General features: G+C 30.7%; 15 protein-coding genes and 1 tRNA gene. 13 read left to right on the top strand and 3 right to left on the bottom strand.

The annotated features are described in order from the left end of the window. Window positions 1-180: 180 nt before the first annotated feature. From ACESR5_RS09265 to ACESR5_RS09280, 4 genes are all read left to right on the top strand, one after another. Window positions 181-768 carry an ECF transporter S component gene (locus ACESR5_RS09265; protein WP_168083040.1) on the top strand — a complete coding sequence of 196 codons (588 nt, stop codon included), beginning with the start codon at window positions 181-183 and terminating at the stop codon, window positions 766-768. Window positions 769-807: 39 nt separating this feature from the next. Then, a tRNA-Thr gene (locus tag ACESR5_RS09270) sits at window positions 808-884 on the top strand. Window positions 885-930: 46 nt separating this feature from the next. Further along, a complete protein-coding gene (locus ACESR5_RS09275) occupies window positions 931-1,800 on the top strand; it encodes a YitT family protein (RefSeq protein WP_373155224.1) in 870 nt (289 codons plus the stop codon). A gap of 68 nt (window positions 1,801-1,868) precedes the next feature. Next, window positions 1,869-2,711, top strand: coding sequence for an HAD family hydrolase (locus ACESR5_RS09280; RefSeq protein ID WP_373155225.1), 843 nt, complete (start codon window positions 1,869-1,871; stop codon window positions 2,709-2,711). 288 nt (window positions 2,712-2,999) lie between these two features. Here the strand turns inward: ACESR5_RS09280 and ACESR5_RS09285 are convergent, their stop codons facing one another. Next, a complete protein-coding gene (locus ACESR5_RS09285) occupies window positions 3,000-4,214 on the bottom strand; it encodes an O-antigen ligase (RefSeq protein WP_087298194.1) in 1,215 nt (404 codons plus the stop codon). Between the two features lie 147 nt (window positions 4,215-4,361). On the opposite strand from ACESR5_RS09285, the gene ACESR5_RS09290 reads away from it, so the two are divergent. Together ACESR5_RS09290 and ACESR5_RS09295 are read left to right on the top strand one after the other, a co-directional pair. Beyond that, on the top strand, window positions 4,362-5,228 hold the full coding sequence (locus ACESR5_RS09290; protein WP_373155226.1) for a TRM11 family methyltransferase: 867 nt from the start codon (window positions 4,362-4,364) through the stop codon (window positions 5,226-5,228). Between the two features lie 11 nt (window positions 5,229-5,239). Next, window positions 5,240-6,103: a diacylglycerol kinase family protein gene (locus ACESR5_RS09295; protein WP_373155227.1), complete on the top strand. Its 864-nt coding sequence runs from the start codon at window positions 5,240-5,242 to the stop codon at window positions 6,101-6,103. Window positions 6,104-6,306: 203 nt separating this feature from the next. Here the strand turns inward: ACESR5_RS09295 and asnB are convergent, their stop codons facing one another. Together asnB and ACESR5_RS09305 are read right to left on the bottom strand one after the other, a co-directional pair. After that, window positions 6,307-8,133, bottom strand: coding sequence for an asparagine synthase (glutamine-hydrolyzing) (gene asnB / locus ACESR5_RS09300; RefSeq protein WP_191492515.1), 1,827 nt, complete (start codon window positions 8,131-8,133; stop codon window positions 6,307-6,309). Between the two features lie 77 nt (window positions 8,134-8,210). Beyond that, window positions 8,211-8,402: a hypothetical protein gene (locus tag ACESR5_RS09305; protein WP_087243864.1), complete on the bottom strand. Its 192-nt coding sequence runs from the start codon at window positions 8,400-8,402 to the stop codon at window positions 8,211-8,213. 150 nt (window positions 8,403-8,552) lie between these two features. Here ACESR5_RS09305 and ftsE point away from each other — a divergent pair, with 150 nt between their 5' ends. The 7 genes from ftsE to gpmI all read left to right on the top strand — a co-directional run bounded on the left by ftsE (window position 8,553) and on the right by gpmI (window position 13,563). After that, window positions 8,553-9,245, top strand: coding sequence for a cell division ATP-binding protein FtsE (ftsE, locus tag ACESR5_RS09310; protein ID WP_087243863.1), 693 nt, complete (start codon window positions 8,553-8,555; stop codon window positions 9,243-9,245). Further along, a complete protein-coding gene (ftsX, locus tag ACESR5_RS09315) occupies window positions 9,232-10,137 on the top strand; it encodes a permease-like cell division protein FtsX (protein ID WP_087243862.1) in 906 nt (301 codons plus the stop codon). The genes ftsE and ftsX overlap by 14 nt, the downstream gene beginning before the upstream one ends. Before the next feature lie 40 nt (window positions 10,138-10,177). Next, entirely contained in the window at window positions 10,178-10,681 is a 504-nt protein-coding gene (locus ACESR5_RS09320; RefSeq protein ID WP_373155228.1) for an AAA family ATPase, read from the top strand. A gap of 63 nt (window positions 10,682-10,744) precedes the next feature. Next, window positions 10,745-11,302, top strand: coding sequence for a CDP-alcohol phosphatidyltransferase family protein (locus ACESR5_RS09325; protein WP_373155229.1), 558 nt, complete (start codon window positions 10,745-10,747; stop codon window positions 11,300-11,302). A gap of 64 nt (window positions 11,303-11,366) precedes the next feature. Continuing rightward, complete coding sequence (locus ACESR5_RS09330; protein ID WP_168082283.1) at window positions 11,367-11,768, top strand: hypothetical protein; 402 nt, start codon at window positions 11,367-11,369, stop codon at window positions 11,766-11,768. A gap of 29 nt (window positions 11,769-11,797) precedes the next feature. Continuing rightward, window positions 11,798-11,977: a hypothetical protein gene (locus tag ACESR5_RS09335; RefSeq protein ID WP_373155231.1), complete on the top strand. Its 180-nt coding sequence runs from the start codon at window positions 11,798-11,800 to the stop codon at window positions 11,975-11,977. A gap of 68 nt (window positions 11,978-12,045) precedes the next feature. Further along, on the top strand, window positions 12,046-13,563 hold the full coding sequence (gene gpmI / locus ACESR5_RS09340; protein WP_373155233.1) for a 2,3-bisphosphoglycerate-independent phosphoglycerate mutase: 1,518 nt from the start codon (window positions 12,046-12,048) through the stop codon (window positions 13,561-13,563). Window positions 13,564-13,658 lie beyond the last annotated feature (95 nt).

Genomic DNA, 13,658 nt, shown 5'->3' on the forward strand with positions numbered 1-13,658 from the left:
TAGCTACCATAATCAAATCATTTAACATTTTCAAACTTTTTCATCAAATGACTTGAATTTTATATAGTTAGCTCCTTGATATTATTATACTCAATCTGGATATATAAAAAAATACAAAACTGGATATTTTCATAAGGCCAATAATCATATATACTGTTAGTCATATAGGGAGTGATAGATATGAATACAAAAATATTGAAAATTGTTTTAGTTGGTTTAATGGCTGGCTTATGTTATATATCATTTATGTTTTTACAGATTAAGATTCCCACACCAGGTGGTTTTACATCTTTTCATTTAGGAAATACTTTTTGTGTGTTGGCAGCTTTATTGCTAGGGGGATTACCTGGTGGTATTGCAGGTGCTATTGGTATGGGAATTGCAGATTTGTTGGATCCGGCTTATGTGATTGTAGCGCCTAAAACAATTATTTTGAAATTAGGGATTGGTATCATAACTGGTTTGGTTGCACATCGTATTTTTCATATCCAGCATAAGCAAGGGAAAGCGTTATGGAAAGCAGTTATTTTATCAGCTACAGCAGGTATGTTATTTAATGTGATTGGAGAACCTATTTTTTCTTATTTTTATACTGCTTTTATTTTAGGTGCTCCTGATAATGCAGCAAAAGCATTAGCTTCATGGAATGCTATAACAACGACAGTGAATGCTTTGATGGCCATTGTTATTTCATCAATCCTGTATATGGCTATGGCTCCAAGATTACGAAATAATGGTTTATTAAAGAAAATTGCGCCAAAGGAATAGTAGAAATCTATTCCTTTTTGTATTATAATAATACAGGATGCCGACATAGCTCCAATCGGTAGAGCAGGCCACTCGTAATGGTCAGGTTGCAGGTTCAAGTCCTGTTGTCGGCACCATATGTAAAAACGCAACTGCGTTTTTTTCTTTATAAGGGGGATCGATATGATTTTGAATCAGGAAAGTAAAAGATATTTTTTCATTATATTAGGGGCATTTATTTTTGCATTGGGAGTAAATTTATTTGTAGTACCTGTGCAATTATATAGTAGTGGGGTATTAGGAATTGCTCAAATTATAAGAACACTATTAGAACAAATCAGTAATGGCATGTTTCCATCTTCAATAGATATATCAGGAATGATTAACTTTGCGATTAACATACCTCTATTTATGTTAGCTTATCGTACCATTTCTAAACGTTTTTTTGTCAGAACGCTATTATCTGTTATTTCTCAAACTATCTTTTTAACATTCATCATGATTCCAACAACACCACTTGTTGATGATATTCTTACCAATTGTATTATTGGTGGAATTGTGACTGGATTTGGTATAGGTCTAACATTACGCTGTTCTGGAAGTGGTGGAGGATTAGACATTTTAGGTGTCTATTTTACAAAAAAGTTACCACATTTTTCAGTAGGAAAATTATCATTATTTATTAATTTATCAATCTATGTTGTGTGTGCATTTTTATTTCATATTGAAATAGCCATTTATTCTGCCATTTATACGACATGTTTTACACTTGTTTTAGATAAAACTCATTATCAAAATATCAATGTAACATGTGTTATTTTTACAAAACAATTAGAAATTCAAAATAAAGTTTTATCTGAAATGGGACGTGGAATGACTTTTTGGCAAGGAAAAGGTGCTTATACAAAAGAAAATACTTATGTTATGGTAACAGTGATTAGTAAATATGAAGTGAATCAACTCAAACATATTATTAAAGGTCTTGATCCACAAGCATTTACTTTATTTTTTGAAGGTATGTCAGTGGATGGACACTTTGAAAAGAGATTATAGATTTGCAGTATTTGAAACAAATTTGGTTTTTATAGAGATTTGATTATAATGAAAATAGGGGGGATTTGATGGACAAGAAATTAATCTTTTTAGATGCAGATGGAACATTGACATTGCCAGATGGACGAGTATCACCAAAGGTGCAAGAAGCTATTCATCAAGTTCAAGAAAATGGACATGAAGTCTTTTTATGTACAGGAAGAAGTTATGCAGGAGCTAGACCACTTTTTCCAATTGGTTTCGATGGTATTATCAGTAGTGCGGGTGGATATATTGAGGTGCATGGTCAAAAAATCTTTGAATCATGTTTGAGTCAAGAAGATATTCAACTGGCAAGACATATTTTTGATCAGCATCACATTTTATATAATTTAGAAGCTAATCATATGACTTTTCAAGATGAAAAGATGAATTATGAATTTGTAAAACATCGTTTAAAAGATGGAGAAAATTTAAATTCTGAATTACAGAGATTATTAAATGAACAAAAAGAACATTTTAATATTCATCCATTAAAGGAATATGATGAAAATCCTATTCCTATTCAAAAGCTATGTTTTATGTGTGAAAAAGAGGAAGATTTAGAAGAACCTAAACGTGTTCTATCAGATAAATTTCATTTTGTCATTCATGAAATCTTTTCTCAAGATGTCATTAATGGTGAAATTATTATGAAAGGAACAGATAAGGGAACAGCTGTTGAAAAGGTATGTGAATATTTAAATGTTCCTATTCAAAATACAATTGCTTTTGGAGATAGTATGAATGATTATGCGATGATTCAGACTTGTGAATATGGTGTTGTCATGGCAAATGGATCAAAAGAACTCAAACAATATGGAAATGCTATATGTGAAAGTGTACAGGATGATGGAATTTATCATGAATTGCATCGTTTAGGTTTATTTTAAAAAGTTGTCATAAAACGTTTATAACGTCTTTTGACAACTTTTTCTTTCTTTATATGCCATAGCTTCTCTTTGAAAATGTTTATAACCAAGATATGAAAAAATAATGAGGACAAGAGAATAACCAAGTGCAATTATCAAATCGAACTTAATGAAAAGCACAATGATAGCAAGAATCAAAAGCCAAAGTGAATGTTTATAACGCTGAAATTTTTCTTCAGGGTTTAAAAAATACCAGAACCATTTATGCATAGATATCGCACTCCTCTTATTTATTATAACATAAAAAACCTACTTACGTAAGCTTTCATAAGCTTTTAAAGCATGTTTATGAACATCAAAAGAGCTGGCAATTAAAAGGTATAAAAATCCAGTCTGAACAAAGAAAATAGTATAATCTAATATCCCGTGAATAAAGATCATCACTGTAAAGGATACAATCAATGCAACCAATGTCTTATCAACTTTTAATTTCCATAAACGATATAATCTTTGAATATTAGAATAAATATATGGAGCAATAGTTAATAATCCGACAATTCCAAAACAAAGCAATGGATCCAAATAAATACTATGAGCATGTTCGGTTGGATGACCATGATATAATGGATAGATATGCATATAAGTCATAGGGCCTTCACCAAACAAAGGATGTGTTATAATATTTTGAATAGCAACTTCCCAGATACCAGCACGTGTCATGAAATAAGCAACAATATTATCAACACGTGGGAATTTTGATGGATTTAATAGGAAATAAATACAAGCCACAATAACAAGAGCTAATATGCATGCACATGTTTTATGATGCTTGTCTACAATCAACATAATTAAAATGCCACCAGCTAATGCAGGCCATGCAGTTCGACAGGCAGTCAATAATAAAACAAAAAGATTTAATCCAATGACTGCGACATAATAAATAAATTTTTTCCATTCTAATTTTATATCTTTAATTTTTAATATTTTATAGAAAGTTAAACAAACAAAGAATTCAATCATCATAGCATAGTAATTAGCATTAAAGAAAACGGAATTAATACGATCTTGAGGACGATTGAATATCATGATTTCAAACTGATCAATATTGTAAGAATTCAAAATACCAATATATTCAATTAAACCATATAAAGCTGCAAAAATACTTAAAACAATAATACAGTTTGTTATATATTCAAATAATCGTGAATCAATATGAATACGATAATATAAAACAAAAGATAAAATCACTAAAATACCAATGCTACAAACAAAACCATAATAGTTTTGATAAAACAGAGAAACAATAGCACTTAATAAACTAAAATAAATAATAAAACGACTTTTAGGTATTTGTCTATAAGCTTCCTGTATTTCCCCTTTCCATAATAAACGAAGTGTTAAAAATATTAAAATCCCTCCACACATATAAAAAGGTAAAAACATTGAAAAAACAGCAACAATGATATATCTTTGATGATGTGTAAAATGTGTTTTTAAATACTGAATCCCAAAAATAAAAAACACCTCCCAAACGTATCTCTATTTTACAACATTTCTAAATTTATGTATACTATAAATAATCAAGATAACAAAAATGTAAGAAATGAGGGAAACAAGCTGAAATATTTATATATTTATAATTATTCGCCACATGAACAGAACTTATGTGAAATGGAATTTAGACATATTTTTCATGAAGATATGCAAACAAAATATTATATAACGAATCAGGATTTTGATTATTCCAGAAGTGCTTATATCAGGGGAAAATTAAATATTTTATATGAAAGTGCCTGTTTTGATGAAATAGTCAATTTTATTGAACAACAGAATTATTGTTATTATGATTTTAAAGTCATCTATTTAAAAAACGAAATCACACATGTGCCATATCAGGAATCAATTGATAAATGTAAGCAGATTGCCTTGCCTATTGCTGGTTCAGTGAATATGCATCATCCTCAAACAATCTTTGCGATTACAAAAATTCATGAAATATGGTATTTTGGTATTTATCAAAATGATATGAACTGGAATCAACATAATGATAAACCTTATTCATATTCACATTCATTAGCCTTAAGAGATGCCAGAGCAGTTGTTAATATTGCTTTAGGAAATGATTTATTTAAAACGATTGTTGATCCATGTTGTGGAGTAGGAACTGTTGTTTTAGAAGGATTGAGCATGAATGCTCATATTGTTGGTTATGATATCAATAAATATGTGGCTTATCAGGCAAGATTGAACTTAGAACATTATGGGTATGATCCATTATTGATTCAAAGATGTGATATGAGAACATTAAAGAAAACATATGATGTCTGTATTTTAGATATTCCTTATGGTGTATATAGTCCATTTACATATCAGCAACAATGCGAACTTTTAGAAAAGACCAGAGATATTGCATCAGAACTGGTTTTAATTTCACATGTTCCAATGCAAAAAGAATTAATAAATATAGGATATCATATGAAAGATCAAGCTATGATACAAAAAGGGAGCTTTCAAAGATATATAACACATTGTCTATAGGAGTGGGAAAGATGAAACATATTTTTATGATGCATGATACAAAGCGTCATCATGATTTAGAAGGCATGATTCATGATATCATGCAGGAATATGTATATGAAATTGTTTATACAACATCAATGCAAGATAGTCAAAAATACATTCAAAATTGTTTAGAACCATCAAGATTTTATGCAGTTGGTGGAGATGGAACAATCAATGGCTTGTTGCAGGCGTTAGTACATAGGGAACATGAGCTCGTTATTTTACCTTTTGGAACGGGGAATGATTTTTGTCGTACACTTACAAAAGAAAAGGATATCCGTCAACTATTAATTCAATCATTAAAGCAAGAAAGCCAAAAAGTTGATACCATTCAAATCAATGACAGATATTATCTTAATGCAGCATGTTTTGGATTAGATAGTATGATTGCGAATAAAGTCCATGATATTCCAGATATTCCATTTGTACCTGAATCACAGAGTTATATTATATCTATTTTTAAACAAGTATTTCGTTATGATAATCATCATGTAAAGATTGTATCAGATGGAAAATGTCTTTATGATAATCAGATGATTCTCTGTACATTAAATAATGCGCAATATTATGGTGGTGGTTTTCAAATCACACCTCAAGCTCAAATTCAGGATGGTTATATGGATATCTGTGTTGTTGATTGTGTACCAAAGATCAAAATACCTTATCTAGTCACTTATCTTTTATCACATCAATTACATAAACGACATGAAGTCCATTATTATAAAGTGAAAGAAGCAACAGTTTACTGTCGCCATAGCTGTAATATTGATGGTGAAGAATATAAAGCAGACAGTTATTATTTTCAAGTATGTCCACAATCATTAAACTTAGTGATGTACAAAAAAAGCTGATATGAATAAGTCGTTCATTGTGACTTACTCAATCAGCTTTTTCATTTCATATAACTATAATGATTTTCTTTTTTATTAACAACAAGAATTCCTACACTAATAAGTGCTAATGAAGCGATAAAGTAACCTTACCATTAGCATCAACTAAGATTTGAGTTTTTCTTTCTTCATAACTATAACAAAAAAACACTAAGATATTTAACTTAGTGTTTGTATTCTTCTGCAAAGAAAACCTGATGCCATAATGAGAAGCAATAGACAGTCCAGATTTTTTTATAATAGTCATGTTTATGATTTTTATGGTCTTCTAACATAGATAATAGTTTTTGATCATCAAACAATTGTTTAATAATAGGTGTCTGTAAACCATCATAAACTTTTTGATAAAGATCATCTTCACGCATCCATTCTCTAAGTGGAACAGGGAAACCTAATTTCTTTTTCTTGTAAGCTTCATTAGGAATAACTTTTTTAGCAGCTTGTCTTAATAAGACTTTTGTATTTTCTTTTGTGACTTTTTGATTATCTTTTAATTGACTTGCGACTTGGAAAACTTCTTTATCTGTAAAAGGAACACGGCTTTCAATAGAATGAGCCATTGTCATTTTATCACCTTTTTGCAAGATGTCTTTAATAAACCAAGTTTGTAAATCAAAAGCTTGTCTTTTTTGAATATTTGTTGCTTTTTGAACACGATCAAAGACATTTCCAACAATATCTTTATGACTATGTAAATGACTTGTATCTTTTAATAAATGTTTACAATCATTATCAGAGAAAACAGGATTAACACCTACATAATAATCTTCAATACGTTCACCATTTCTAATTAAGAAAGGAATACCTTTAAATGTGGGTAGATGTTTACATATAGATGCAATAGCATGACGAATGAAGAAAGGAATTTTTCCATACAATCCACTATCAATATCCCCACGATAAGTATTATAACCACCAAAGAATTCATCAGCACCTTCACCAGATAAAACAACTTTGACATCCTGACTGGCAAGTTGACTAACAAAATATAAAGCGACTGCAGCTGGATCGGCAGTTGGTTCATCTAAATGATACATAATCTTTGGTAAGACTTCCAAATATTCTTCTTTAGTAATAATTTTGCTTTTGTTTTCAATACCTAATTGTTGTGTTAAATCTTTAGCGTAGTTAATTTCATTATATCTTTCATCATTATATCCAACTGTATAAGTATGTTGAGGTCTCGCTAATGAAACAAGATATGATGAATCAATCCCACTGCTTAAGAATGATCCAACTTCAACATCAGCAATCAAATGATGTTGGATAGAATCTTTCATGATTTGATCAATAGCTTGAATCATTTCCTGATCAGTTTTATATTGATCTTTGAATTCAATATGATAATAACGTTTAATTTGAATCTTTTGATCCTTATAAATAAGATAATGTCCTGGTAACAATTGTTTAACATTTTTAAAGAAAGTCTTTTCACCAGCTACATAATTCATTTTTAAATAAATATCTAAGACTTCAGTATTTAATTCTTTTTTAAAATCAGGATGATCTAAGAAACCTTTGATTTCACTTGCAAATAAGAAATGAGCAGGATCATCATAATAATAGAAAGGTTTAATTCCAAAATGATCTCTGGCACAGAATAACTCATGTGTCTCAGTATCATATAATGCAAAAGCAAACATCCCTCTTAAATAATTCACAACATCATAACGATATTCTTGAAAACCATGTAAAATAACTTCTGTATCACTATGAGTTTGAAAAACATGCCCTTTGGCTTCTAAATCTTTTTTTAATTCTAGATAATTATATATCTCTCCATTAAAGACAACGACCAAATGATCAGATTTCATAGGTTGCTGACCACCAGCTAAATCTATAATAGATAAACGACGATGTCCTAAAGCTACATAATCATCAATGAACTGCCCTTCACCATCAGGCCCTCTATGAGCAATACGATCCATCATCTTTTTTAGTATTTGACTTGCATTTTCATTAACAGGTGCGAATCCAACTATTCCACACATCGTAATCACTTCCTTCGTGAAAGCATTATAACATGCTTTTTCATATAAAAAAATAAAAAAGTAAAGAAAAAGAGGACTTAATCCTCATTGATGTCTACATATAATTCAACATATCCACAAGATTTACATAATGCCGCTTTTAAAGCATATTCCTTTTTCTTCAGGTTTTCATTTTTTTCGATGATTGTAAAGTCGCTAATAGGTTGTGCAGTATCTTTAATATAACAATCTTCTTTCATTTCTTTATGACATCTTGGACATTTTCTCATGCATACCACCTCTTTAATATTATTATACAAAATTTTAAAAAGAAAACAAAGAAAAACAGAAAAATGTGTTCATTATGATTTTACAAGAAATCCATTATTTCCCATTTTATTCGTTGAAATATATGTTATAATATGTCGAGAGGTGATTGGATGATAAAACTTGAAAATGTAACAAAAGTATATAAAACCGGTGTAAGAGCCGTTAATAATATGAATGTTGATATTGGTGATGGTGAGTTTGTTTATGTCATTGGTCCAACTGGTGCAGGTAAATCAACTTTCATCAAATTATTGTATCGTGAAGAAAAAGCCAGTTCTGGTAAAGTTATAGTAGCAGGACAGGATGTCTCTAAAATTAAAGATCGTAAGGTTCCTTATTTTAGAAGAAATATTGGTGTTGTTTTTCAAAACTTTAGATTATTACCTAAAAAAACAGTCTTTGAAAATGTAGCTTTTACATTAGAAGTGACTGATACACCTAAAGTTCAAATCAGAAAAAAAGTGAGAAGAACATTAGAACTTGTTGGATTAGAAGATAAAGCCAATGCTTTTCCTCATGAATTATCTGGTGGTCAACAACAACGTGTAGCGATTGCCAGAGCGATTGTGAATAATCCTAAAGTTTTGATTGCTGATGAACCAACAGGAAACTTGGATCCTGATACTTCTCATGAAATTATAGAATTATTAGAGCGAATTAATGAAATTAATCATACAACAATATTAGTTGTCACACATGATAAAGAAATTGTTCAAAAACATAAAAAAAGAACAATTTTAATTGAAGATGGTTGTATTAAAACGGATACAAGTGTAGGAGGTTATGTTGATGGAATTCATTAGTTGTATAAGAAACTTTCCTAAACACTGTAAAACAGCTTTTCAAAATATTTGGCGTAATGGCGTTATGTCTGTATCATCTATTTTTGCAGTGACTATAACCTTATTATTAATTGCAGTGATTGGAGTTATTGCGATTAATATTCAGGATATGACTTATAGTATTGAAGATAGTTTAACAATCTATGTACAGATGGATAGAGAAATCAGTGATAAAGAAGCACAACAGATATTGCCTGAAATTGAAAAAATTGATGGCGTTAAAAAAGCAACTTTTTCATCTAAGGAAAATGAGTTAGATAAGTTAATTGAGATGCAGGATGAAGATGGGAAAAAATTGTTTGAAAGTTATCGTGAAAACAATCCTTTAGGAGCAGCTTATGTTGTTGAAGTAGACGATGCCAAAGAAATAGATACGGTAGCTGATCAGATTAGTGGTTTAGAACATGTCAATCAAGCGACATCTGGTGGAGACTCTACAAATTCTTTAGTGAATAGTTTAGAAACAGTTAGAAATGGTGGTGCTATTTTCGTTGTAGGACTGACTATTATCGCATTGTTTATGATTGCCAATACAATCAAGATTACAATTACATCACGTCAAACAGAAATCAGCATTATGCGTATGGTTGGAGCAAGCAACTGGTATATTCGTTTACCATATATGCTTGAGGGTGTTTTTATTGGTTTATTAGGTTCTATTGTTCCTATTCTGGTGATGTATTTTGGATATAATTGGATATACAGTGGAGCTGTGGATTTATTGCCAGCCATGTTATCAATGCGTGAACCATTCCCATTTATTTGGCATTGTTCAGGAATAATGGTTGCTTTAGGATGTGGTGTTGGTTTGATTGGAAGTTTTGTATCAGTTAGAAAATTCTTGAAATTTTAAAAGCTTTGGGAAAAGACCCGAAGCTTTTTTTGGAGGTTATATGAAAAGGTTTATTATGATTGGTGGAACGATGGGAGTTGGCAAAACAACCACGAGTCAACTTTTAAAAAAGAAATTAAATCATAGCGTTATGTTAGATGGTGATTGGTGTTGGAATATGCATCCTTTTATTGTGAATGAAGAAACCAAAGCCATGGTCATCAATAATATTGTATATCAGTTACAGTCTTTTATTGATTGTTCAGTGATTGAAAATATTATTTTTTGTTGGGTGATGCATGAACAATCTATCATTGACCAAATTTGTGATCGTCTTTGTTTAGATGACTGTCAGGTTTATTCAATATCCCTTGTCTGTGATGAACAGACATTAAGACAACATCTTCAAAAAGATATTGACTTAGGTCTAAGAGAAGAAAGCATCATCAAAAGAAGCTTAGAGCGTATGTCTTGTTATGATAAGTTATCTACACATCAGATAGATATTTCTTCATTGAAGCAAGATGAAATTATTCAGGATATTATCGAATATATTCAAAAATAACATACGTTGACTTCACTATCTATTTTCCTTATAATAGGGAATATATAAAGGCAGGGACACATGATGTTTACAAAAAAAGAGATATTCAGTATTCCAAATATATTATGTTATTTTCGTATATTACTTCTACCCGTATTTTTGTGGGCATATTTTGATTTGCAATCAGATAAGGGACACTTGGTGGCTGCTGGGGTGTTAGTGCTATCGAGTTTAAGTGATTTTCTGGATGGATTCATTGCTAGAAAATATCATATGATTACAGAACTTGGTAAGTTAATTGATCCTGTGGCTGATAAACTGACACAGTTCGTCGTTGCATGCACATTGATGTATACATATCCAGCTTATGCCTTATTAGTTGCGATTATTGTTTTAAAAGATGGTATGTTACTATTTGTAGGGTATTATATCTATCGTAAAAAAGATAAACATTTATCTCAGGCACAAATGCCTGGAAAAGTTGCGACTGCAGTATTCTTTGTTGTGTCTATTATATTGGTCGCATTCTATATTCCTCGAACATTGTTATCATCAGTATTGATTTATTCAACTCTAGTGTTAATGATTATTGCGATGATTTACTATGGTCATGGTTTATATTGTTTGTATCGTGAAGATTAGTCAGCGAAAGCTGACTTTTTTGTATAATGGTTTGATTTCATGTATAATGAAATAGGGTGATACTATGTCTAGTAAAAGGGAATTAAAGCGTTTATGTTATATGGAAGCTTTAGAAGATAATGTTGTCAGTGTTGAAATGATTTTAAATCGTTTTAATCAGATTGATGATAAAAAGGGAGTTTTTGATTCTTATATTTTGACTCATGATAGAACCAAAGCAACTTTGGATTTAGAACTTTCATTAGCAACACTGTGTATTTTACTTAGAAAAATGTCAGAAAATTTAATGATTGTGACACCACCAGAGTTACGTAGAGATATGAATAGTATTATTCATTCTAATCGTTTTGAATATAATCGACTGGAAGTGATTGTCTATTCACAAAAAGGTAGAGAACCTGTTGATTTAAGAGGCTTGCTACGCTTTTGTCATTCCTTACTTGATAATGACAAACTTCGTAAATAGGAGATGCTAGAATAATATTGGTGATAATAATGAATCTAAGAAAGAATATAGGTATCATAATGATGATGTTGGGTGTATTATTAACAATTAATCAAGGACAGCAAAATGAGTTTATGAAGCAATTAGAATCAAGTATTAGGGCTTATTGGCCATTGCTGATTAGCTTTATTGGTATTTATATGATTTCTACACCTAGAAAAAGAAAATAAAATGTATATATAACTTTATTTTTTAAGTCAAATTTTGTATAATGAACGCGTATGGAGGTATAGAGAATATGAAAAAAAGACCTGTAGTTTTATGTATTTTAGATGGGTATGGATTAACTGATCGTGTTGATGGAAATGCTGTTAAATTAGCAAATACACCTAATTTAGATGATTTAATGGCCATGTATCCAACAACAACTTTAAAAGCTTGTGGAAATGCCGTTGGATTACCTGAAGGACAAATGGGAAATAGTGAAGTTGGGCATTTAAATATTGGTGCGGGAAGAATTGTGTACCAATCATTAACACTCATTAATAAAGCTGTAGAAGATGGAACATTCTTTACAAATGAAGCTTTCTTAAAAGCAATTCAACATGCAAAAGATAATGGTTCTAAGTTACATATTTGGGGATTATTATCAAATGGTGGTGTTCACTCTTCAAATGAACATATTTATGCATTGTTAAAACTTGCAAAAGATCAAGGTTTAGAAAAAGTTTATGTCCATGCATTCTTAGATGGTAGAGATGTAGCGCCTGATAGCGGTGCTGATTTTGTGAAAGAATTACAAGATCAAATGGATGAAATTGGTGTTGGTCAAATTGCTTCTATCTCTGGTAGATATTATGCTATGGACAGAGATAAAAGAATGGATCGTATTGAATTAGCATATAACGCATTAATTGGAAAATCTGGTGAAACTTATAGTGATCCAGTTCAATATGTCAAAGATTCATATGCGAAAGAAGTTTATGATGAATTCGTGATTCCTGGATATAATCCAGATACAAATGGTGCTATTGCAGATAATGATGCTATTATCTTTGCTAACTTCAGACCAGATAGAGCAATTCAAATGTCTAATGTGTTCACTGCTGATGTTTATGATAACTTTAAACCAGCAGATAAACCACAAAATATTCATTTTGTATGTATGATGAGATATGCTGATACTGTTAATGGAGATATCGCATTCCATTCATTGGATTTATCAAATACTTTAGGTGATTATTTATCAGCTCAAGGATTAAAACAATTAAGAATTGCTGAAACTGAAAAATATGCGCATGTCACATTCTTTATGGATGGTGGAGTTGATAAAGAAATTGAAGGAGCAACTCGTGTTTTAATTAATTCACCAAAAGTTGCCACTTATGATTTACAACCAGAAATGAGTGCATATGAAGTTAAAGATGCATTAATTGCTGAATTAGATAAAGATATCTATGATGTTGTGATTGTCAACTTTGCAAACTGTGATATGGTTGGACATACTGGAATTATTCCTGCAGCTATCAAAGCAGTCAGCGTCGTTGATGAATGTGTTGGAGAAGTTTATGAAAAAGTTCTTGAACTTGGTGGAACAATGTTAATTACTGCGGACCATGGTAACAGTGAAAGACTATTGGATGAAGAAGGAAATCCATTTACAGCTCATACAACAAATCCAGTACCTTTAATTCTAACAAATACACACTTAGAATTAAAAGAAGGTGGAAAACTAGGAGATTTAGCTCCAACAATCTTACAGTTATTAGGATTACCAATTCCTAAAGAAATGACTGGAGAAAGCTTATTAAAATAATAGAAATGAAGGCTAAGACGAATCAAAACGTCTGGCCTTTTTTTTGTAGACAACATGAAAATAAGTCTATCTATGTCAAAATATGATATAATAAG

Source organism: Clostridium sp. AUH-JLR23 (assembly GCF_964238065.1).
GTDB lineage: Bacteria > Bacillota_I > Bacilli_A > Erysipelotrichales > Coprobacillaceae > Allocoprobacillus > Allocoprobacillus merdigallinarum.

Excerpts from the sequence above, each read along its gene's own strand:
- ACESR5_RS09265 (WP_168083040.1), top strand. The coding sequence starts at position 181 with ATGAATACAAAAATATTGAAAATTGTTTTAGTTGGTTTAATGGCTGGC.
- ACESR5_RS09275 (WP_373155224.1), top strand. The coding sequence starts at position 931 with ATGATTTTGAATCAGGAAAGTAAAAGATATTTTTTCATTATATTAGGG.
- ACESR5_RS09280 (WP_373155225.1), top strand. The coding sequence starts at position 1,869 with ATGGACAAGAAATTAATCTTTTTAGATGCAGATGGAACATTGACATTG.
- ACESR5_RS09290 (WP_373155226.1), top strand. The coding sequence starts at position 4,362 with ATGGAATTTAGACATATTTTTCATGAAGATATGCAAACAAAATATTAT.
- ACESR5_RS09295 (WP_373155227.1), top strand. The coding sequence starts at position 5,240 with ATGAAACATATTTTTATGATGCATGATACAAAGCGTCATCATGATTTA.
- asnB (WP_191492515.1), bottom strand. The coding sequence starts at position 8,133 with ATGTGTGGAATAGTTGGATTCGCACCTGTTAATGAAAATGCAAGTCAA.
- ACESR5_RS09305 (WP_087243864.1), bottom strand. The coding sequence starts at position 8,402 with ATGAGAAAATGTCCAAGATGTCATAAAGAAATGAAAGAAGATTGTTAT.
- ftsE (WP_087243863.1), top strand. The coding sequence starts at position 8,553 with ATGATAAAACTTGAAAATGTAACAAAAGTATATAAAACCGGTGTAAGA.
- ftsX (WP_087243862.1), top strand. The coding sequence starts at position 9,232 with ATGGAATTCATTAGTTGTATAAGAAACTTTCCTAAACACTGTAAAACA.
- ACESR5_RS09320 (WP_373155228.1), top strand. The coding sequence starts at position 10,178 with ATGAAAAGGTTTATTATGATTGGTGGAACGATGGGAGTTGGCAAAACA.
- ACESR5_RS09325 (WP_373155229.1), top strand. The coding sequence starts at position 10,745 with ATGTTTACAAAAAAAGAGATATTCAGTATTCCAAATATATTATGTTAT.
- ACESR5_RS09330 (WP_168082283.1), top strand. The coding sequence starts at position 11,367 with ATGTCTAGTAAAAGGGAATTAAAGCGTTTATGTTATATGGAAGCTTTA.
- ACESR5_RS09335 (WP_373155231.1), top strand. The coding sequence starts at position 11,798 with ATGAATCTAAGAAAGAATATAGGTATCATAATGATGATGTTGGGTGTA.
- gpmI (WP_373155233.1), top strand. The coding sequence starts at position 12,046 with ATGAAAAAAAGACCTGTAGTTTTATGTATTTTAGATGGGTATGGATTA.